Source organism: Niveibacterium sp. (assembly GCF_041909475.1).
GTDB lineage: Bacteria > Pseudomonadota > Gammaproteobacteria > Burkholderiales > Rhodocyclaceae > Niveibacterium.
On the sequence record NZ_JAYRDJ010000005.1, the window covers coordinates 119,996 to 141,448 of the forward strand.

Consider the following 21,453-nt stretch of genomic DNA (forward strand, 5'->3'; position numbering starts at 1 on the left):
AGCGGGCGACCGCTGGCCTCATGGCGAAATCTGGTCAAGAACAATGCAAATTTGCTGCAATGCAGCGCGATAAACAGCGCTTATCAAGCAATGTAGGTCAAGAAGGGTGGAAGGCACCCCGGTAACTTCCGCACCACGTTACCGCCCCGGCTAAGTGCCTGGTCGCAGCTGACTGACAGTTTGGCGACCGGCAAATGTGCTATGTATGGATACACGCAGCACCGGAGCGGTTTGGCAGACAAATGCGCAGCAAGCGCAAAGGAGTCAAACCCATGTCCCCCCGAATTCCTGGCCTGTTGTCCTTTCAAGGAGCAGTGATGAACAAGATGGGCTCCGAACCTCTCGATCAGGGCGGTATCGATGTCACCTTCGACGTCTCGGTCGAGCGTCATCTCAAGAATGAAGTCGGCGCCACCCAGGCGACGGCAACCCCGACGGACTGGATGCGCGCAACCGCGCTGACCGCCCGTGAAGGTCTGGCTGCTCGCTGGCTGCAGACCCAGCATGACGACAACGCCGTTGGCGCGCGTCGTGCGTATTACCTCTCCGCCGAATTCCTGATCGGTCGCGCAATGAGCAACGCGCTCGCCGCACTGAACCTCGACAAGGACTTCGCTTCCGAAATGAAGAAGATGAAGCTCGAGGCGGCCGACGTGCTCGAGACCGAACCGGATGCCGCACTCGGCAACGGCGGTCTGGGTCGTCTGGCGGCCTGCTTCCTTGACTCGCTCGCAACGTTGGGTGTGCCGTCGTTCGGCTACGGCATCCGGTACGAGTTCGGCATGTTCACGCAGCGTATCCAGGACGGCAAGCAGGTCGAAACGCCGGATAACTGGCTCGCAAACGGCAATCCTTGGGAATTCCCGCGTCGCGACATTCACTACATCGTGCCGTTTGGCGGTTGGGTGGAGTACGTGAATGGCCGTCCAGTTTGGACGCCGTCCGAGCGCATCATGGCGCGCGCCTACGATATGGTGATCCCGGGCCATGGCACCGAGCGCGTGTCCACGCTGCGTCTTTGGAAGGCCACCGCGCTGGAAGAGCTGGATCTGTCCGCACACACCCGTGGCGACTACGCCCGCGCTGCCGAAACCCGCAGCAAGGCCGAGAACATCTCGTGGGTGCTGTATCCGGATGACAGCACCCCGCAAGGTCGCGAGCTGCGTCTGCGCCAGGAATTTTTCTTCGTCACCGCGTCGCTGCAGGACATCGTTGCGCGCCACATCCGCGCCTACAGCAGCCTCGACAACCTGTACGAAAAGGCGGCCATCCAGCTGAACGATACGCACCCGGCCCTGGCTGTGCCTGAGCTGATGCGCTTGCTGATGGATGAGCATGATCTGACTTGGGACGATGCCTGGTATCAGACCTCGCGCATCATCTCCTACACCAACCACACGCTGATGCCGGAAGCGATCGAGACCTGGCCGGTCGGCATCATGCAGTACCTGCTGCCGCGTCACCTCGACATCATTTACGAGATCAACCGCCGCTTCCTCTCGATGGTTGCTGCTCGCTTCCCTGGCGACACCGCGCTGCTGAGCCGCGTTTCGCTGATCGCTGAAGATGGCGAAAAGCGTGTCCGCATGGGCAACCTGTCGATCGTCGCTTCGACCAAGGTCAACGGCGTCGCCAAGCTGCACTCGGATCTGATGGTGCAGACGATTTTCGCCGACTTCGCGAAGATCTATCCGGATCGCTTCACCAACGTGACCAACGGTGTGACGCCGCGTCGCTGGCTGGGCCAGTGCAACCCCGGCCTCACCAAGCTGATCAGCAAGAAGCTGCGCGGTCAGTGGCAGATCGACCTTGATCAGCTGAGCAAGCTGAAGAAGTATGCGGATGACGAAGCGTTCTGCGCCGAAGTCGCGAAGGTCAAGCTCGCAAACAAGGAACGCCTGGCCGCTTACATCAAGCGCGAGACCGGCATCGTGGTCGATCCGAATGCGCTGTTCGACATTCAGGTCAAGCGTATCCACGAATACAAGCGCCAGCTGCTGAACGTGCTGCATGTGATTCAGCGCTATCGCGAAATGATCGCGAACCCGGATGCTGATTGGCAGCCGCGTGTTCACGTCTTCGCCGGCAAGGCCGCCTCGGCCTACAAGATGGCGAAGCTGATCATTCGCCTGATCCATGACGTTGCCCGCACCGTCAACAACGATCCGCGCATCAAGGATCGCCTGAAGGTTGTCTTCCTGCCTGACTATCGTGTCTCCGTGGCAGAGAAGATCTTCCCGGCAGCGGACATTTCCGAGCAGATCTCGACCGCGGGTACGGAAGCTTCGGGTACCGGCAACATGAAGTTCGCCCTGAACGGGGCGCTGACTGTCGGCACCTGGGACGGCGCCAACATCGAAATCGCCGAGAACGTCGGTCTGGACAACATCTTCATCTTTGGTCTGCGCACCGAAGAAGTCGAGAAGCTGTCGCAAGAGGGCTACAATCCGCGTGCGTGGTACGAGGGGAACGCCGATCTGAAAGCAGTGCTAGACATGATCGCCAGCGGCTACTTCACCCCGGAAGAGCCGAACCGTTATCAGGCAATCGTCGAAACGCTGCTCGGCCGCGACCAGTACTTCCTGCTTGCCGATTTCGCAGCCTACGTTGAGACCCACCGTCAAGTTGACGCCGCTTACCGCGATCGCGCCAACTGGCTGACCAAGGTGGTCCACAACATCAGCGGCATGGGGATGTTCTCGTCAGACCGTACGATTGGCGAATACTGCAAAAACATCTGGGGCATAAAGGCTCGCTGACATGCTGACAGCCGACGACATCGCGGCACTGCTCGAAGCCAGGCACGGTGATCCATTTGCCGTGCTTGGTATGCACACGGACGCTGACGGTCGCTTGCGACTGTCAGCGTTTTTTCCTGGCGCAACGGAAGTCGTTTGCGTAGATGCGGCAGACGGGCGCGACGTGGTTGCGCTCGACTGCCTGCACGCGGACGGTTTCTACGAGGGCATCATTCCGCGCAAGCGGGAAGTCTTCGCGTATCGCTACAGGGTGACCTGGCACAACGGCGCGGTCACAGATCTCGACGACCCGTACCGTTTCCCGCCCATTCTCGGCGAGACGGACGCGTGGCTGCTGGCTGAAGGAACGCACCTGAGGCCCTTTGAGGTGCTGGGCGCGCACCCGAAAGTGATCGAAGGGGTCTCCGGCACCGCTTTCGCCGTGTGGGCTCCCAATGCGCAACGCGTCTCCATTGTTGGTGACTTCAACCAGTGGGACGGGCGGCGCAACCCGATGCGCTTACGCCGTGAGTGCGGCGTATGGGAAATCTTCCTGCCGGGGCTCGGCGTGGGGACGCTTTACAAGTTTGAACTGCGTGCCCAGAACGGCGAGATATTGAGCAAGGCGGATCCGTGCGGTTTCGGCTCCGAGTTGCGTCCGCGCACCGCGAGCGTGGTGGCCAACTTGCCTGCGCGCCGGGCTTTGCCAGACGGCCGCAAAGAAGCCAACGCGCTGGATGCGCCGATCAGCGTGTACGAGGTTCACCTCGGTTCCTGGAAACGTGTGCCGGAAGACGGCGACCGTTTCCTGAATTGGGACGAACTGGCCGAGGATCTGATCCCCTACGCGCGGGATCTCGGCTTTACGCATCTCGAACTGATGCCGATTTCCGAGCATCCGTTCGATGGTTCTTGGGGCTACCAGCCTGTCGGTATGTATGCACCCACGGCGCGCTTCGGCACGCCGGACGGCTTTGGGCGTTTTATCGAAGCTGCCCATGCGGCTGGTCTTGGCGTGCTGCTCGACTGGGTGCCCGGACATTTCCCGACCGATTCGCACGGGCTTGGCCGTTTTGATGGATCAAATCTTTACGAACATGCTGATCCGCGCGAGGGCTACCACCCTGACTGGAACACGCTGATCTTCAACTACGGCCGCACCGAAGTCCGCAACTATCTGGTCGGCAATGCCTTGTACTGGATCGAGCGTTGGGGCACGGATGGTCTGCGTGTCGACGCGGTTGCGTCGATGCTCTATCGGGACTACTCGCGTAAAGCCGGCGAGTGGGTGCCGAACGTGTACGGAGGCCGCGAGAATCTCGAAGCTATCGGGTTCCTCCGCCGTACCAACGAAGTGGTCGGTGAGCATTGCCCCGGTGCGATCATGGCGGCCGAAGAGTCCACTGCATGGCCGGCCGTGTCACGCCCGACGTACGCTGGCGGACTGGGCTTCCACTACAAGTGGAACATGGGCTGGATGCACGACACGCTTGAATACATGAAGCGTGCGCCGATTCATCGTCGCTACCACCACGATCAGCTGACCTTCGGCCTCGTCTATGCGTTCGATGAGAACTTCATGCTGCCGCTCTCGCACGACGAGGTGGTGCACGGCAAGGGCTCGCTGCTCGACAAGATGCCGGGTGACGCGTGGTAGAAGTTCGCGAACCTGCGTGCCTACTACGGTTTCATGTGGAGCCATCCAGGCAAGAAATTGCTGTTCATGGGTGGCGAGTTCGCTCAAGGGCGCGAGTGGAATCATGATCGCAGCCTTGATTGGCACCTGCTGGAACATCCGCTTCATCGCGGTGTGCAGCAGCTGATCAAGGACCTCAATGCGCTCTACAAGCGCTTGCCGGCATTGCATCAACGCGATTGCGAACGTGAAGGTTTCAGTTGGCTCGACATGCACAACGCCGACTGGTCAACGCTGGTGTTTGCGCGCTTTGGCCGTGACGACGATGCGATGGCAGTTACCGCCTGCAACTTCACGCCCGAGCCGCGCAACGGTTACCGGATCGGCGTACCGCGGGCAGGTAGCTATCGCGAGGTGCTCAATACGGATTCCGAGCTCTACGGTGGTTCCAATCTCGGCAATGGCAGTGGGCCGATCGTGGCGGAACCGATCCCTTGGGGTGGTCATGCTCATTCCATCGTCGTGACGCTGCCGCCTTTGGCTTCGGTTGTTTTTGAATACACGCCCTGATGCATCTCCCTTCCCGACTCGCAAACGGACGCGCCTGGCCGCTGGGCGCAACAGCTGACAACGAGGGCGTAAACTTCGCCCTCTTTTCAGCCAATGCAACGCGCGTCGAGCTTTGCATCTTCAATCACGACGGCACGACCGAGATCACGCGTTTTCCCATGCCGGCACGGACGGGCGACGTCTGGCACGGTTATCTTGAATCGGTAGGGCCGGGGTTGGTGTACGGCTATCGCGTTCACGGCCCGTATGAGCCGGAGCGTGGTCACCGCTTCAATCCGAACAAGCTGGTGCTCGATCCGTACGCGCGCGAGATCGTCGGTGAGTTTCGCTGGAAGAACGAGCATTTCGGTTTTGAGATGCGCCATCCGGACGGCCATCGTTCGTTCAGCACTACGGACAATGGCCGCTCGGCGCTGAAGGCGAGGGTGGTGCTCGATCTGCCTTCGACCGGGGACATTCGTCCACGCGTACCGCCCGAGCAGACCGTGATCTACGAGGCCCACGTCAAAGGCCTCACGATGTTGCATCCCAAGGTGCCCGATGAACTGCGCGGCACTTACCTGGGCGTGTGTCATCCCGCAGTGATCGAGCACATGCAGAAGCTCGGTGTAACGACGATCGAACTGCTGCCGGTTCAGTTCGGCATCCCGGAGCAACACGTTGTTGCGCGAGGGATGACGAACTACTGGAACTACAACCCACTGGCGTATTTCGCGGTGGAGCCGCGTTACTGGTCGCGCACCACTTCGTCGCCCGAGGCGGAGTTCCGGGAGATGGTCGACACGCTGCACGCCGCCGGGCTGGAGGTCGTGATCGACGTGGTCTACAACCACACCGCCGAAGCGGGTGAGACTGGTCCGACGCTTTGCTACCGCGGCATCGATCATCAAAGCTACTACCGGCTGCAACCGAACGATCCGTCGCACTGCGAGAACCTCACCGGTTGCGGCAACACGGTGAACGTTGCGCACCCGCGCGTGACGCAGATGGTTCTGGATTCGCTGCGCTACTGGGTGAACAACTTCGGTGTTGATGGGTTCCGTTTCGATCTGGCTCCAGCCGTCGGCCGACGTGCGCATGGCTTCGACCCAGATGCGGCGTTCTTTGTGGCCTTCGAGCAAGATCCGGTGCTGTCCACGGTCAAGCGCATCGCAGAGCCTTGGGATCTTGGGCACGACGGCTATCGGTTGGGTCAGTTTCCGACCGCGTGGATGGAGTGGAACGACAAGTTTCGCGATACCGCTCGCGGTTTCTGGTTGCAGCACAACCGCAGCCGCGGCGAGTATGCGCGCCGCATCATGGCTTCGAGCGACATCTTCCAGGGCTCCCATCGGGCGCCGCTGTGTAGCGTCAACTTCATCACCGCGCACGACGGCTTCAGCCTCGAAGACCTTGTTTCCTACAAGGAAAAGCACAACGAGGCGAACGGCGAAGACAACCGCGACGGGCATTCCCACAACCTCAGCACCAACTGTGGCGAAGAGGGCCCGACCACCAAGCCGGCCGTCTTGATGGAGCGGCGGCGTCTCAAGCGCGCGCTGCTGGCGACCTTGCTGCTTTCCCGTGGTACGCCGATGCTGCTCGCGGGCGACGAATTCGGTCGTTCGCAGGGCGGCAACAACAATGCGTACTGCCAGGACAACGAGATCTCGTGGCTGGACTGGTCGCAGTTCGACGAGAAGCTCTGCGAATTTGTTGCCTTGCTGATTCGCCTGCGTGGCGTGCACGGGGCGATGCCCAACGCAATGTGGGGCGGCCGCATGGACGCGGCGCACGCGCCTTACGACCTCGTCTGGTACAACCCGCACGGCGGTGTGATGACCGCCGAGGACTGGAACCAGAGTCACGAGCACAGCTTCAGCGCGATCTTCACGCCGTCGCCAGGCACTCGTGGACCACGCCTCGCGTTGCTGCTGAATGGTGACGTGCAGGCGGTTCAGTTCGAGTTGCCCTCCGGGCCGTGGCAGCGCGTGTTCGATACGGATCTTGACGAACCCTTCCAGCCCGCAAGCTGCACAACGCGTTACACGCTGGCGCATCGCGCCGTGGCCGCGCTTTTCTCATTGCCGGTTGGCGCCCCCTGAACGCCGAACGGCCCGCTAGATACATCACGACAATAAAGAAAGGACTCGCAGATGGTCTTTGATAGACGCACCAGCGGCATTTTGCTGCACCCGACGTCGCTTCCCGGCCCGAACGGCTGTGGCGACCTCGGTCAAGCGGCCTATCACTTTGTGGATTGGCTGGTCGGTGCCGGCCAGACGCTGTGGCAGGTGCTGCCGCTGATGCCGATCGGCCCCGCCGATTCGCCCTACATGAGTGTGTCCGCGTTCGCTGGCAACCCGCTGATGGTTGACCTCGAAGAGCTCGTCGCAAAGGGTTGGCTTGCGCCGATTTCTGATGCAGAGCGCGTAGGTTTCAGCGATGAGCGTGTGAACTACGCGAAGGTCGTGCCGTTCCGCAATGAGAAGCTGCGCCAGGCAGCGGCCGGTTTTGCAGCCAAGGCATCTGAAGCGGATAAAGCGGGCTTCGAGGCGTTCTGCAAGGCCGAAGCCAGCTGGCTCGACGATTACGCGCTGTTCATGGCGCTCGACGAGCGCTTTGCCGGCAAGCTGTGGCCCGATTGGGACAAAGGCGTCGCAAAACGTGAGCCCAAGGCACTCGCCAAGGCCCGCAAGGATCTGGCTGAGTCGATCACCTTCTGGCAGTTCGTGCAGTGGTGCTTCGATCGCCAATGGAAGTCGGTCAAAGCCTATGCCAACGAGCGTGGCGTTCAGCTGATCGGCGATATGCCGATCTTCGTGGCGCACCACAGCGCTGACTGCTGGGCGCGCCCGGATCTCTACTACCTCGACGAGAACAAGTGGCCGACCGTTATCGCCGGCGTGCCGCCCGATTTCTTCTCCGCAACCGGTCAGCGCTGGGGCAACCCGTTGTACGACTGGGCTGCGATGGACAAGGACGGCTATGCGTGGTGGATCGAGCGGATCAAGCGCCAACTCGCGCTCGCAGACGTCGTCCGAATCGACCACTTCCGTGGCTTCGCTGGGTACTGGGAGATTCCGGCGTCGGAACCGACGGCGATTCATGGTCGTTGGGTGCCAGGCCCCGGCAAGGCACTGTTTGCGGCAATCGAGAAGGCGCTGGGCAAACTGCCGATCATCGCCGAAGACCTGGGCGTGATTACGCCGGACGTCGAAGATCTGCGTGACAGCTTCGCGCTGCCCGGCATGCGCATCCTGGAGTTCGCGTTCGCTGCAGGCCCGGATCACAACTTCCTGCCGCACAACTATGTGCCGAACACCGTTGTGTACACCGGCACGCATGACAACGACACCATCCGCGGCTGGTGGGCGACCTGTACCGAGCGTGAGCGCGACTTTGCACGCCACTACCTTTCGACCGATGGCCATGACATCCATTGGACGATGATCCGTGCCGCCGCGATGTCCGTAGCGCGTATGGCGGTGTATCAGTTCCAGGATGTGCTGGGTCTGGATGGCTACCACCGCATGAACACGCCGGGGCAGGTTGGTTGCTGGACCTGGCGCTTCAAGTGGGACTACGTTGGCCCTGAGCCGGCGCGTCGTCTCGCCGAACTCTGCGCGTTGTCGTCCCGCACCGGTGCGGACAAGCTTCCGCGTATGTCTGAGTGGCCGGCTGACAAGCCTTTGCCCTGATCGGTACGGGTGGATTAAGAAGGGGCCTTCGGGCCCTTTTTTCATGCAGCGGGGCGAAGCGGATCCTGTCGGTAGAACTGCGCGAGTTGCAGGTAAACATCAGGGTAAGTTGCGTTCAGGAGCGCCGGTTCAACGAAGAACACCTCGCTGATGACGGCAAAGAATTCGGCCGGATGCTCGGAAGCGTAGGGGTCTATTTCAGTGTCCTCACCGGCATCTACTCGCTCGCAGAAGTCCTCATAGGCTTCACCCAATGCGGCGCCCCAGGCTTCAACCGACATGCCTGCATGTAGCGGCGGAAGCCCATCCGCGTCGCCGTTGAGCATGTCGAGCTTATGGGCGAACTCATGCACGACGACGTTCGCGCCGTCGTATTCGTCCGGGTTGTCGAGCCACGCCAGCACCACCGGGCCACCATCCCAGGCTTCGCCGAGTGCATCCTCGGTGTATTCGTGGAGGACGCCGTGCTCGTCGATCTCGCTGCGTGGAATCACGAATTCGCCGGGGTAAACAACGATACCAACCCAGCCGTCGTAAGCCTCAAGCCCGAGCTCCAGAACCGGCAGGCAGGCCTGCAGCGCAATCGAGGCCTGCATGAAGGCTGTGATCTCCAGCCCGGCTGCGCCGGCGAATTCTTTCCGTGCAAGGAATGTCGTTGCCATCTGCCGTAGGCGTACCCTGTTTTCCGGCGTCAGGTAGCGGAGGAAGGGCAGGGCAGCCTCGGCCTCGGCAAGCACGTCCTCGCTGCGCGGGCGATCCATCGGCGAGGACGACCATAAACGTTTGAGCCATCTCATGGCGCAAGTCTAGCTGGGCAGGCGTTGGAGAGCGCGATCCGGGGCTTGTGGAATAATGCTGGCATGGTTCAAGTTGCCCATTCTCTCGATAGCTCCGATTCCTCTGTACCGAGCGCCGCTGCGCTCGCGGAGGGGCTCGGCGGCGAAGCGCTGGCGCCCTTGCAGGCTGCGCTGGACTGGATCGTGCCGCTGTATGGCGAACACACGCTGCGGACCGGCGAGCCGACCTTGCGACATGCGCTGGGCATGGCGCTGATTGCGGTCGCTCTGAAACTCGATCTGGATACCCGACTGGCAGCCCTGCTGTTTGCCGTGGTCGAGTATGTCGACGAGCCGAGCGAGGAAGTGGAGCGGCGCTTCGGGCGCAACGTCGCGCGGCTCACCGATGGCATGGCACGCCTGAACGGCTTGCGCCTGATCACCCGTAAGGCCGCGCAGTCGGCCGCGACCGACGTGCGCGCGCAGACCGAAGTGTTGCGCAAGATGGTGCTCGCCATGGTCGAGGACATCCGCGTCGTACTGCTTCGTCTGGCCAGCCGGACGCAGACGCTGCGCTACCTGACCGAGCACGAATCGGACTCGAAGGAAGAACTCGCGCGCGAGAGCATGGATCTTTACGCGCCGCTCGCGAACCGGCTCGGTGTCTGGCAGCTCAAATGGGAGCTGGAGGATCTGTCGTTCCGCTTTCTTGAGCCGCAGACCTACAAACGCATCGCGAAGATGCTCGACGAGCGCCGCGTCGAACGCGAAGCCTTCATCGAAACCTCAATCAAGCGGCTCAAGGATGACCTTGCTGCGGCGGGCGTACAGGCTGACGTGTACGGGCGGCCGAAGCACATCTACTCGATCTACAACAAGATGCGCGCCAAGCACCTGGATTTCTCCCAGGTCTATGACGTGCGCGCATTGCGTGTGCTGGTGCGAGATGTGCGCGACTGTTACACCGCGCTGGGTATCGTCCATACGATCTGGCAGCCGATACCGGGCGAGTACGACGATTACATCTCGAAGCCCAAGGGCAACAACTACCAGAGCCTGCACACTGCGGTACGTGCCGCCGATGGGCGTGCGCTTGAAGTGCAGATTCGCACGATGGAGATGCACCGTCACGCCGAGCTCGGCGTAGCCGCCCATTGGCGCTACAAGGAGGGGGCTCGCGAGACAGGCGAGTACGACGAGAAGATCGCGCTGTTGCGACAGCTTTTGTCCTGGCGCGACGAAATCAGCGATTCCGCGCAATGGGAGTCGCACTACAAGAACGCATCGCTCGATGACACGATCTATGTGATGACACCGCAGGGCCGGGTGGTCGACTTGCCAAGCGGCGCCACCCCCATCGACTTTGCGTACCGGGTGCATTCCGATCTGGGGCATCGTTGCCGCGGTGCCAAGATCAACGGTCAGATGGTGTCGCTGAATACGGCGCTTGATAACGGCCAGGTCGTCGACATTATCGCGGCGAAGCAGGGCGGCCCGTCGCGTGACTGGCTCAATCCTCAACTGGGCTATCTGGCGACATCGAACGCCCGCTCCAAGGTGCGCCGCTGGTTCACCTTGCAGGAAGAGGCCGAGACCCTCTCGCAGGGCCGCACCATCGCGCTGAAGGAATTGCAGCGCGAAGGGCAGGCGCATTCCAGCCTTGACGATCTCGCCTCACGGCTTGGCTTCAAGACAACCGATGCCTTCCTGATCGCGGTTGGCCGCGGCGACGTCGGCACTCGGCAGATCCAGATCGCACTGCATGGTGATGTAAGCCCCGCCGAGCCTGCGCCGGATGTGGTGATCGGGCGGAGTCGCGGGCGTGGTCGCGATGACAAGATTCTGGTCGTGGGGGTTGGGCGTTTGCTGACAACCTTGAGCCGGTGCTGCAAGCCGGCCCCGCCCGACGCAATTTCCGGCTTCGTCACGCGCGGCAAGGGTGTATCGATTCATCGCTCGGATTGTCGCGATTTCCGGCATGTGGCCTTTAAACACCCCGAGCGCGTGGTCGAGGCGGCCTGGGGCGAATCGGATACGGCGGCACAGGTCAGCGACGTTTACCCGATCGACATCGCCGTGGACGCACATGACCGCCAGGGCCTGCTGCGCGACATATCGGAGATCCTCTCCCGCGAGAAGCTCAACGTGATCGCGGTGAACACCATGTCCAAGGGCGGGCGCGCCTTCATGCGTTTCACGATTGAAGTGCGCAATGCAAGCCAGAGTCAGCGTGCGCTGACCCTGATCGGGGAAGTCGAAGGCGTGGAGCGTGCGCGCCGCGCATAGCGGCGCGCCTTGTGTTCAATTGCCGGCGCTGGTACCGCCGACAAGTTCCGATAGCAGGATCTCCTGCGCGGAGCGACGGATCGTACGCCCCTGCTTGCGGCGATAGCTGCCGTCATCGCCGGACAGGTCCCAAGCCTGACAGTTGTCTCCAAGGTAGGGCTTGAGCCCCTCCTTGATCACGCGCCGCTTGAGCTTGGGGTCGAGAATCGGGAACGCTGTTTCGATTCGGCGGAAGAAGTTGCGCTCCATCCAGTCAGCACTCGACAGATAGACGCGATCCTCGCCATTGGCAGCGAAGTAAAGCACCCGCGTGTGTTCCAGGAAGCGCCCGACTACCGAACGCACCCGAATGTTGTCGGACAGGCCCGGCACTTGTGGGCGCAGCGCGCAGGGACCACGAACGATCAGATCAATTTCGACACCCGCGGCGCTCGCGTCGTAGAGCGCTTCGATCGTCTCGGCTTCCAGCAGGGCATTGAGTTTCGCGATGATGCGCCCCTTGCCGCCCGCGCGCGCGATCTCGGCTTCGTTGCGGATTGCCGCGACGACGCTCGGTTGTAGCGTGAACGGTGCTTGCCACAGATGCCGAAGTGCCCGCGGGTGTCCAAGGCCGGTGAGCTGCTTGAAGATATCGCTCACGTCGGCACCGATGTCTTCATTGGCGGTGAACAGCCCGAAGTCGGTATAGAACCGCGTGGTGCGCGGGTGGTAGTTACCCGTACCGAGATGCACGTAGCGCCGCAGCACGCCACCGCCACCGCTGTCCGTATCCTCGCGGCGGACCACCATCAACATCTTGGCGTGGGTCTTGTAGCCCACCACGCCATACACCACGTGGGCACCGGCTTCCTCAAGCCGCGAGGCCCAGCTGATGTTGGCTTCCTCGTCGAAGCGCGCGAGCAGTTCGACGACTACCGTCACTTCCTTGCCTTTGCGTGCCGCGCGGATCAGGTGTTCCATCAGAACCGAGTCGGTGCCGGTGCGATACACGGTCATCTTGATCGCCAGCACTTGGGGATCGTCGGCCGCGTTGCGCAGCAGATCGATGACGGGCGCAAAGCTCTGGAACGGGTGATGCAGCAGATGGTCGCGCTTGCGGATCGCGGCAAAAATGTCGCACCGCGAATCGAGATCTTTCGGTACTACCGGCTTGAACGGGCGGAACTTCAGGTCTGGCCGGTCGACCCAGTCGGGCACCTGCATCAACCGGACGAGGTTGACGATGCCTGGCACCTGATAGAGCTCCTGGCGGCCCAGATCGAACTGTTGCAGCAGGAAGTCCGCCATGGCGTCGGAGCAGTTGTCTGCCACCTCAAGGCGTACCTCGTCACCGAAATGACGGTGCTGCAACTCGCCTTGCAGTGCGGCACGCAGATCCTTGACGTCCTCTTCGTCGAAAAGCAGGTCGCTGTTGCGGGTGACCCGGAACTGGTAGCAACCGAGCACCGTCATGCCCTCGAACAGCGCACCGACGTGGGCGTGCAGAATCGACGAGAGGAAAACGAAGGTGTGCGGGCTGCCGCCCAGCTCGGGCGGAAGGTGGATGACGCGGGGCAGGGCACGTGGTGCTTGCACGATCGCGGCATTCGAAACGCGTCCGAAGGCATCGCGACCTTCAAGCTCCACTGCGAAGTTCAGGCTCTTGTTGAGGACGCGGGGGAAGGGGTGCGCGGGGTCGAGGCCGATCGGCGTCAGGACCGGCATCACTTCGCGGTAGAAGTAATCGCGAATCCAGGCCTGCTGTTCGGGCGTCCAGACACTGCGGCGCAGGAAGCGGATACCCTCGGTGGCAAGCGCCGGCAGGATCGTGTCGTTCAACTGCGAGTACTGCTCGGCAATGATGCCGTGCACCTCGCGGCAGATACGCGGATAGAGCTCGTTGGGCTGGATCGCGTCTGGTGCGTTCGAGTTCGCGCCCAACGCGTTCTGGGCACGCACACCCGCCACGCGGATCTCGAAGAACTCGTCGAGGTTGCTCGACACGATGCAGAGGAACTTCAGCCGTTCCAGCAGTGGCACGGTAGGGTCTGCGGCCTGCGCCAGTACGCGGCGCTGGAAAGCCAGCAAAGAAAGCTCACGATTCAGGTAATGCTCGGCAGGGTGTTGGCGTTGCCAGGGCGTACGAGTCATTTCACGGTCCGTTCTGAGCGATTCACTATTGTGTGACATTTCCGTTACGGTTCGTTGACATGGGGCGATGTGTAAGCGAATCCGCAGCGCGCACGCTGGGCGGCGGGCATCCGGGCTAGAATCGGCCGCCAGCTCCACACGCCTTGGTGGCATACAACATGAAACACGAGCTTATCGCCGCAGTCGACCTGGGCTCAAACAGCTTTCGCCTGATTGTTGGCCGCGTGGTCGGCGACCAGATCTTTGCGCTCGATAACCTCAAGGAACCAGTGCGCCTCGCTGCCGGCTTGTCTGCCGACAAGCAGCTCGATATCGCCTCGCAGGCGCGCGGCCTGACGGCTCTGCGCAAATTTGGCGAGCGCCTTCGTGGCTTTCAGCCCGAGGAGGTGCGTGCGGTCGCAACCAATACGCTGCGCGTTGCCAAGAACGCCACAAGCTTTCTGGAACAGGCCGAGAAGGCCTTGGGCTTTCCGATCGAGGTGATCTCTGGTCGTGAAGAAGCACGCCTGATCTACCTTGGGGTGGTGCACACCTTGCCCGATCCGGGGCGCAAGCAACTGGTGTTCGACATCGGCGGCGGTTCTACCGAGTTCATCATCGGCCGTGGCTTGCAGCCCATCGTTCTGGAATCGCTCTACATGGGCTGTGTCAGTTACAGCCTGCGCTTCTTCCCGGAGGGCCGTATTGACAAGGCCGGCCTGCGCGCTGCGGAGATCGCCGCGATGCGAGAGCTGGAAACGATTACCCGTACCTATCGCGAAGTGGGCTGGGAGTTCGCAATCGCCTCCAGCGGTAGCGCGAAGGCGATCGCGGAGATCCTCGAACTGAATCACTTCTCCGAGGGTGGCATTACCCGCGACGGCATCGCGAAGCTGCGTGCCGAGCTGATCAAGGCCGGCAACGTGAATCGCCTGTCGCTGGCGGGTGTTCGGGCCGACCGCCTGCCGGTGCTGCCGGGCGGGTTCGCGATCATGTCTGCCGCGATCGAGGCTCTGGATCTCGACCGGATCACCTTCTGCGATGGCGCGCTGCGGCAGGGGGTTTTGCATGATCTGATCGGGCGCTATACCCATCACGACCTACGCGACGCCACGGTCGAAACCTTCATGCGGCGCCACGAGGTCGATGCTGCCCAGGCGCTACGCGTTGCCGACACAGCCTGCAAACTGCTCGTTCAGGCCATGCCCGCGGCCGCGGATCCGGATCACATCGACCGCCGTTTCCTGAACTGGGCCGCCCGCCTGCACGAAGTCGGTCTTTCAGTCGCCCATTCTAGCTACCACAAGCATAGCGCCTACATTCTCGCCAATGCCGACATGCCGGGTTTCTCGCGCAAGGATCAGGCACGGCTTGCCTGCCTTGCGCTGGGACACCGTGGCAAGCTGGAGCGTGTGCTGCCGCTCGGGCCGACCGAGACCGACTGGATGCTGATGCTGTGTTTGCGGGTGGCCTTCATCCTGCATCGCACGCGCGATTTGGTGCCGGCCCCCGAGCTCGTCGTCACCGCGTCACGCAAGGGATTCCAATTGTCCGCGTCTGCTGCCGACCTGCAAGACCGCCCGCTGACCGCAGCCCTGCTGGAGGAAGAGGGGGTGCAATGGGAGGCCTGCGGCATGCCGGTTCGGCTGCGGGTAGGGCGAACGCAAAGCGGGAAGCGCGATGCCTGAGCGCGCCAAACCGACACTCACCCAAACCGACCAAAGCGTTCGGCTCGCTGGGTGCTGGACGCTCGCAACACTTGCGCGGGCGCCGCAGGGGCTTCGCGCGGCCATCGCAAAAGTGCCGCGCGATGCGCTGTGGAATCTGCATGAGGTGGTCGCGCTGGATACCTATGGTGCGTTGCTGTTGTGGCGCGCGTGGGGGCGCTCCATTCCCGATAAGTCAACGATTCCACCCGAGTACCAGGCGCTGTTCCAGCGCCTCCAAAAGCACGTCGCCGAAGCGCCGGCCGCACGACCCAAACGCGATCCGCTTGCGTGGGTGACGGCCTCCGGCGTACTGACGCTGACCCTCGCCTCGCACATCGCGTGCTTCGTTGCGCTGCTGGGTCAGCTGGTCATCGAATGTCTCTATGTCTTGCGCACGCCGCGGCGCATTCCGTGGCTTGAAATCTCGGCGAATCTGCACAAGGCCGGGGTACGCGCGATGCCGGTGACCGCGCTGGTGGCCTTCCTCATCGGCGTAGTGCTCAGCTACCTGTTCGCGCTGCAACTCAAGCGCTTCGGCGCAGAGGCGTTCATCGTCGATGTGCTGGGCATCGGCGTGATCCGCGAACTCGGGCCGGTGCTCGTGGCAGTGTTGGTGGCGGGGCGCTCCGGGTCGGCGATGACGGCCCAGCTCGGCACGATGCGCGTCACAGAGGAAATTGACGCGCTGGCAACGATGGGCGTGCCGCGTCATTTGCGTCTGGTATTCCCGAAGGTTGTGGCGTTGGGTATCGCGATGCCGCTGCTGGTTGCCTGGACATGCGCCATCGCGCTGGCCGGCGGCATGATTGCGGCCTATTTCGAGCTCGGCCTGGATTTCCAGTTCTTCATTGCAAACCTGCCGCGCGCAGTGCCGCTGCCCAACCTGTGGATCGCGATCTGCAAAGGGGTGGCTTTCGGCGTGACCATCGCACTCGTCGCTTGCCATTTCGGCCTCAGGGTGGAGCCGAACACCGAAAGCCTCTCGGGCAATACCACCCGCTCGGTGGTTGCAGCGATTACGCTGGTGATCCTGCTTGATGCAGTATTTGCCCTCGCGACGCGCAACGTAGGGCTGGGGCGCGGATGAACGGCGCACCACCTGTTGAACTCTGCGGGATCGGCACGCGATTCGGCCGCCACTGGGTGCTGCGCGGTGTCGATCTCACCGTCCAGCGTGGCGAACTGCTGGCGCTGGTGGGTGGATCGGGCAGCGGCAAGACCACAATGCTTCGGCAGATCGTCGGCCTGCTGCCACCCACCGAAGGCGAGATCAAGCTGTTCGGCGAATCCTTGCACGACGGCAATCGCGACGAACTGGCTGCGCGGCGGCGCCGTTTTGGCATGCTGTTCCAGCACGGCGCACTGTTCTCGGCGCTCAACGTGTTCGACAACATTGCCTTCCCGCTGCGCGAGATGCGCTGCCTGCCGGAAGCCGAAATTCGCGATCTCGTCTTTACCAAGCTCGGAATGGTCGAGATCGACCGCGACGCCGCATGGCGCATGCCTGCCGAGCTCTCAGGCGGCATGATCAAGCGGATCGCGCTGGCGCGTGCCTTGGCGCTGGACCCCGAACTGCTGCTGCTCGACGAGCCCACCGCCGGTCTCGACCCGGATCGCTCAGCTGCCTTCGTGACCCTGATTCGCACCCTGCATCAGGCGCTCAACCTGACGGTGGTTTTCGTCACGCACGATCTGGATACGCTCGCCGCGCTGGCCAACCGGCTGGCCGTACTCGCTGAGGGACGTATACTCGCCACCGGATCGCTGGACGAGGTGGTGCAGGTCGATCACCCGTTCATCCAACGCTTCTTCCTCAGCGAGCGCAGCATGCATGCCTTGCGCCGCGGCAAGGGTACTTACTGATGGAAAACCGCGCCTACGCGCTGGCGGTGGGGGTATTCACGATCATCCTGGGGCTCGCTACGGCGACGGCCTTCTGGTGGTTTGCTGGCCGCACCGAACGCACCTACGACGTCTATCTCTATACCGACGGCAGCGTCGGCAGCCTCAACGAACAGGCGGCAGTCCGCTTTCGTGGCATTCGCGCTGGGCGTGTCACCGATATTGATCTCGACCCATCCACGCCGCGCCGCATCCTGATTCGTCTACGGCTCGATGCAAACCTGCAGCTCTCGCACGCGACTCGCGCGCGCCTTGCCACGCAGGGGCTTACCGGCTTCATCTATGTGCAGCTTGAAGATGATGGCAGCGACCCCCGCCCCCTCGAAGCGGCGCCCGGTGAGTTGCCACGGATCGCGCTCGATCCCTCGAACACGAACACGGTGGAAGCGGCCATCAACGCGCTCAACCGTATCCGCGACGTCGCAGACCGCCTGACCCTGGTGCTGGACGATACCAACCGCGGCAACCTCAAGCAGAGCCTCGCCAACATCGCGGCGACGACGAAGCACCTCGACGAGGCGCTCGCCAAGGTGCCGCAGCTCGTGGAGCACGCCGACAACGTCGTGGCACGTTTCGATTCCGACAAACTCGACCGCACGCTCGGCAACCTTGAACGTACGACAGGCGAGTTGCCACAGACGATGGCAACCTTGCGAACCACGTTGAGCGGGCTGCAGAACCTGACCTCGCGCTGGGAGGCGCTTGGCAGCGACGTGCAGACCCGGCTGATTGCCGATGGTGGCGGCCAGTTGGGTCAGACACTGGACGACCTGCGCCGTACCAGTGGCGAGTTGTCCGCCCTGATCAACACACTGGAGCGCAATCCTCAGTCCATCGTGTTCGGCCGTCCGCATCCGACACCGGGCCCCGGCGAACGCGGCTACAGCCCACCTGCAAGACCATGAAGATCCAGACCATGCGTACCTTCCTCGGCTTCCTATTTGCTGCGTTCTTCCTGGCCGCGTGCTCGTCGCTCCCGGCCGAGACGGGGCCCGCGACGGTTCATGACCTCGGTTTGCCGGTCGCTGCGGGGATTGCACCAAGCCCGTTGCCGCTGCGTCGCATTGAAGTGCTGGGCAACGCTGCGCTGGGCAGCCTCGCGATGCAGTATCGCTATGCCGAGGATCAAACGACGCGGCGTCTCAACTATGCAGATAGTCGCTGGTCGGCAACCCCGGCGCAGTTGCTCGAAGGGGTTGTGTCGCGCATGTTGAGCGGCCCGACGCAGCCGTCACGCTGCAAGCTGACGGTACGTTTGGACGAATTCGTGCAGGTCTTTGCGCGCGATGGCAGCAGTGCGGCCTATGTGGCAGGCAGCTTCCTGCTGATCGGAGAGCGCGCCGACGAAGTGCTTGCGCAAACTGCGTTTGAAGCGCGCCAGACTGCGCCGACTGCCGATGCCAGCGGGGGGGCTCAAGCCCTGCGGGGCGCGAGCGAGATGGTCGGCAAGCAAGCGGCTCGCTGGCTTGCAACACAGGATGCGAGGCGCTGCACGGCAGGATAGTCAATCACGATCGCGTCTCGGGGGAGGAGCGATCAGATCCGGGGGGAAATCATGGAACGACCAGGCAGCCCATACGCCAATGGGCTCGACCAATGCGCGGCGAACTACGTTGCGCTCACGCCGCTGACCTTTCTTGAACGCGCCGCATCGATCTATCCGGATCGCGCAGCGGTGGTGCACGGCAAGCGTCGCTACACCTGGGCACAAACCCAGTTGCGCGCACGCAAGCTGGCATCGGCGCTGCGGCGCAGGGGGGTCGGCAAGAGCGACACAGTGGCTGTGGTGTTGAACAACACGCCAGAGATGTATGAATGCCACTTCGGCGTGCCGGGTGCTGGCGCGGTACTCAACACCATCAACACCCGCCTCGACGCCGAGGCGATCGCGTTCATCCTGAACCACGCCGAGGCGCGGGTGTTGCTGACGGACCGCGAGTACTCCGCCACGGTGCGTGAAGCCGTTAAGCTCGCGAATCGCCCTGACATGCTCGTGATCGATGTGCTCGACAGCGAATATCAAGGCATCGGTGAAGCGATCGGCAGCATCGACTACGAAACCCTGCTCGGCGAAGGCGCGGCGAGTGAGCCGCTGATCTATCCGGACGACGAGTGGGACGCGATTTCGCTGAACTACACCTCGGGCACGACCGGTAATCCGAAGGGGGTCGTGTACCACCACCGTGGCGCCTACCTGAACGCCATGTCGAATATTGTCTCCTGGGGCATGCCGCCGCAATCGGTGTACCTCTGGACGTTGCCGATGTTCCATTGCAACGGATGGTGTTTCGCGTGGACGATGGCAGCCAATTGCGGCACCAATGTCTGCCTGCGGCGTGTAGATGCACGCCTGATCTTTGATGCGATTCGCGACGAAGGCGTTACGCACTACTGCGGCGCGCCGATCGTTCATTCGATGCTCGCGAACGCGCCGGCCAGCTGGCGCGACGGAATCGATCACCCGGTGGCCGGTCTGGTCGCCGCGGCGCCGCCGCCTGCTGCCGTCATCGAAGGTATGGCGCGGATCGGCTTCGACATCACTCACGTCTATGGCCTGACCGAGACCTACGGGCCTGCGTCGGTATGCGCCAAGCACGCCGAGTGGGCTGCGCTCCCGCTGGAGGATCAGGTGCGGCTCAACGGCCGCCAGGGCGTGCGCTACCACGCGCAGGAGGCGATCGAGGTGATCGATCCCTTGACGATGCAGCCGGTGCCGCGCGACGGCGAAACGATGGGCGAAATCATGTTCCGCGGCAACCTCGTCATGAAAGGCTACCTGCGCAACCCGCACGCCACCGAAGAGGCTTTCCACGGCGGCTGGTACCACACCGGCGACCTCGCCGTGATGCAGCCTGATGGCTACGTGAAGATCAAGGATCGCTCGAAGGACATCATCATCTCCGGCGGCGAGAACATCTCGTCGATCGAAGTCGAAGATGTGCTCTACAAGCACCCGGCGGTGATGGCCGCTGCCGTTGTGGCGGTGCCTGACGAGAAGTGGGGCGAGGTGCCGTGCGCCTTCGTGGAACTGCGCGAGGACGAACGGGTGGACGAAGCGACGCTGATCGAGTTCTGTCGCGAGCGGATGGCGCGCTTCAAGGCGCCCAAGCGAATCATCTTCGGCACGCTGCCGAAGACCTCGACCGGCAAGATCCAGAAGTACCTGTTACGCCAGCGGGCCAAATCTACGGACGCGATCGAATGATGAAACTGACCCCATCAACCCGTGGCGCCGCAAGATGTGGGGGGCCTCTCAATGAGCGCTGAAGCCGAACCCTATGTGCTGCGCAGTGACGCCGCCGGCGTTGCAACGCTGACGCTGAACCGCCCGGCGCAATACAACGCGCTCTCGTTGGCGATGATCGACGCATTGTCGGACGCGTTGAAAGCCCTTGCCGGCGACCCGACGATCCGCGTGGTCGTGCTCGCCGCCGCGGGCAAGGCGTTCTGCGCCGGACACGATCTGAAAGAGATGCGCGCCAACCCCGCGATGGGCTTTCAGCAGGCGCTGTTCTCCCGCTGCGGCAAGCTGATGACCAGCCTGCTGGCGCTGCCGCAGCCTGTCATCGCGCGGGTTCACGGCATTGCGACCGCCGCTGGCTGCCAACTTGTGTCGATGTGCGATCTGGCGGTTGCTGCGGACAGCGCGCGTTTTGCGGTGTCCGGTATCAACGTCGGTCTGTTCTGCAGTACCCCAGCCGTGGGGCTTGCACGCAACGTTGGCCGCAAACGCGCCTTCGAGATGCTGGTTACGGGAGACTTCATCGATGCTGCGGCGGCAACCCAGGCCGGGCTGATCAACCGCGCAGTGCCCGCCGACGCGCTGGATCGCGAGATTGCGCGCATCGCGGAATCGATCTGCGCGAAGAGTCCTCATGCAATCGCCGTCGGCAAGCGCTTCTTCTACCGCCAGCTCGAAATGGGCATCGAGGCGGCCTATCAGATCGCGGCCGAAACAATGGCCTGCAACATGATGGCCGAGGACGCCGCCGAGGGCATCGACGCCTTCATCGCCAAACGGCCTCCCGTTTGGCGGGGGCGTTGATC

General features: G+C 62.6%; 15 protein-coding genes. 13 read left to right on the plus strand and 2 right to left on the minus strand.

Features of this window, described 5'->3' with window-relative positions:
- Window positions 1-317: 317 nt before the first annotated feature.
- The 5 genes from ACE3P0_RS06120 to malQ all read left to right on the plus strand — a co-directional run bounded on the left by ACE3P0_RS06120 (window position 318) and on the right by malQ (window position 8,624).
- Window positions 318-2,759: a glycogen/starch/alpha-glucan phosphorylase gene (locus ACE3P0_RS06120; RefSeq protein ID WP_374400907.1), complete on the plus strand. Its 2,442-nt coding sequence runs from the start codon at window positions 318-320 to the stop codon at window positions 2,757-2,759.
- Between the two features lies 1 nt (window position 2,760).
- Window positions 2,761-4,395 (plus strand): 1,4-alpha-glucan branching enzyme, encoded by a 1,635-nt coding sequence (gene glgB / locus ACE3P0_RS06125; protein ID WP_374400909.1) that lies wholly within the window; start codon window positions 2,761-2,763, stop codon window positions 4,393-4,395.
- A 66-nt stretch (window positions 4,396-4,461) separates the two neighbouring features.
- Window positions 4,462-4,944, plus strand: coding sequence for an alpha amylase C-terminal domain-containing protein (locus ACE3P0_RS06130; protein ID WP_374400911.1), 483 nt, complete (start codon window positions 4,462-4,464; stop codon window positions 4,942-4,944).
- Window positions 4,944-7,028, plus strand: a complete 2,085-nt coding sequence (glgX, locus tag ACE3P0_RS06135; RefSeq protein ID WP_374400913.1) for a glycogen debranching protein GlgX — start codon at window positions 4,944-4,946, stop codon at window positions 7,026-7,028. The genes ACE3P0_RS06130 and glgX overlap by 1 nt, the downstream gene beginning before the upstream one ends.
- A 51-nt stretch (window positions 7,029-7,079) precedes the next feature.
- Complete coding sequence (gene malQ / locus ACE3P0_RS06140) at window positions 7,080-8,624, plus strand: 4-alpha-glucanotransferase (protein WP_374400915.1); 1,545 nt, start codon at window positions 7,080-7,082, stop codon at window positions 8,622-8,624.
- A 41-nt stretch (window positions 8,625-8,665) separates the two neighbouring features.
- On the opposite strand, the gene ACE3P0_RS06145 is transcribed toward malQ, so the two are convergent.
- On the minus strand, window positions 8,666-9,385 hold the full coding sequence (locus ACE3P0_RS06145; RefSeq protein WP_374400917.1) for a zinc-dependent peptidase: 720 nt from the start codon (window positions 9,383-9,385) through the stop codon (window positions 8,666-8,668).
- Window positions 9,386-9,484: 99 nt separating this feature from the next.
- Here ACE3P0_RS06145 and ACE3P0_RS06150 point away from each other — a divergent pair, with 99 nt between their 5' ends.
- A complete protein-coding gene (locus tag ACE3P0_RS06150) occupies window positions 9,485-11,686 on the plus strand; it encodes a bifunctional (p)ppGpp synthetase/guanosine-3',5'-bis(diphosphate) 3'-pyrophosphohydrolase (RefSeq protein WP_374400919.1) in 2,202 nt (733 codons plus the stop codon).
- Window positions 11,687-11,701: 15 nt separating this feature from the next.
- On the opposite strand, the gene ppk1 is transcribed toward ACE3P0_RS06150, so the two are convergent.
- Window positions 11,702-13,816, minus strand: a complete 2,115-nt coding sequence (gene ppk1, locus ACE3P0_RS06155) for a polyphosphate kinase 1 (protein ID WP_374400921.1) — start codon at window positions 13,814-13,816, stop codon at window positions 11,702-11,704.
- A gap of 158 nt (window positions 13,817-13,974) precedes the next feature.
- On the opposite strand from ppk1, the gene ppx reads away from it, so the two are divergent.
- Genes ppx through ACE3P0_RS06190 form a run of 7 tightly spaced genes read left to right on the plus strand, consistent with a single transcriptional unit; the run spans window position 13,975 to window position 21,451 of the window.
- Complete coding sequence (gene ppx / locus ACE3P0_RS06160) at window positions 13,975-15,483, plus strand: exopolyphosphatase (protein ID WP_374400923.1); 1,509 nt, start codon at window positions 13,975-13,977, stop codon at window positions 15,481-15,483.
- On the plus strand, window positions 15,476-16,591 hold the full coding sequence (locus ACE3P0_RS06165; protein WP_374400925.1) for an MlaE family ABC transporter permease: 1,116 nt from the start codon (window positions 15,476-15,478) through the stop codon (window positions 16,589-16,591). Before ppx ends, ACE3P0_RS06165 begins: the two co-directional genes overlap by 8 nt.
- Window positions 16,588-17,367, plus strand: coding sequence for an ABC transporter ATP-binding protein (locus tag ACE3P0_RS06170; RefSeq protein ID WP_374400927.1), 780 nt, complete (start codon window positions 16,588-16,590; stop codon window positions 17,365-17,367). Before ACE3P0_RS06165 ends, ACE3P0_RS06170 begins: the two co-directional genes overlap by 4 nt.
- Window positions 17,367-18,311 (plus strand): MlaD family protein, encoded by a 945-nt coding sequence (locus tag ACE3P0_RS06175; protein WP_374400929.1) that lies wholly within the window; start codon window positions 17,367-17,369, stop codon window positions 18,309-18,311. Before ACE3P0_RS06170 ends, ACE3P0_RS06175 begins: the two co-directional genes overlap by 1 nt.
- The gene (locus tag ACE3P0_RS06180; RefSeq protein WP_374400931.1) at window positions 18,308-18,910 is read left to right on the plus strand and encodes a hypothetical protein; all 603 of its coding nucleotides are present in this window, start codon (window positions 18,308-18,310) and stop codon (window positions 18,908-18,910) included. Before ACE3P0_RS06175 ends, ACE3P0_RS06180 begins: the two co-directional genes overlap by 4 nt.
- A 51-nt stretch (window positions 18,911-18,961) precedes the next feature.
- Window positions 18,962-20,611 carry an acyl-CoA synthetase gene (locus ACE3P0_RS06185; RefSeq protein ID WP_374400933.1) on the plus strand — a complete coding sequence of 550 codons (1,650 nt, stop codon included), beginning with the start codon at window positions 18,962-18,964 and terminating at the stop codon, window positions 20,609-20,611.
- A 51-nt stretch (window positions 20,612-20,662) separates the two neighbouring features.
- On the plus strand, window positions 20,663-21,451 hold the full coding sequence (locus ACE3P0_RS06190; protein ID WP_374400935.1) for an enoyl-CoA hydratase: 789 nt from the start codon (window positions 20,663-20,665) through the stop codon (window positions 21,449-21,451).
- Window positions 21,452-21,453: the final 2 nt, after the last annotated feature.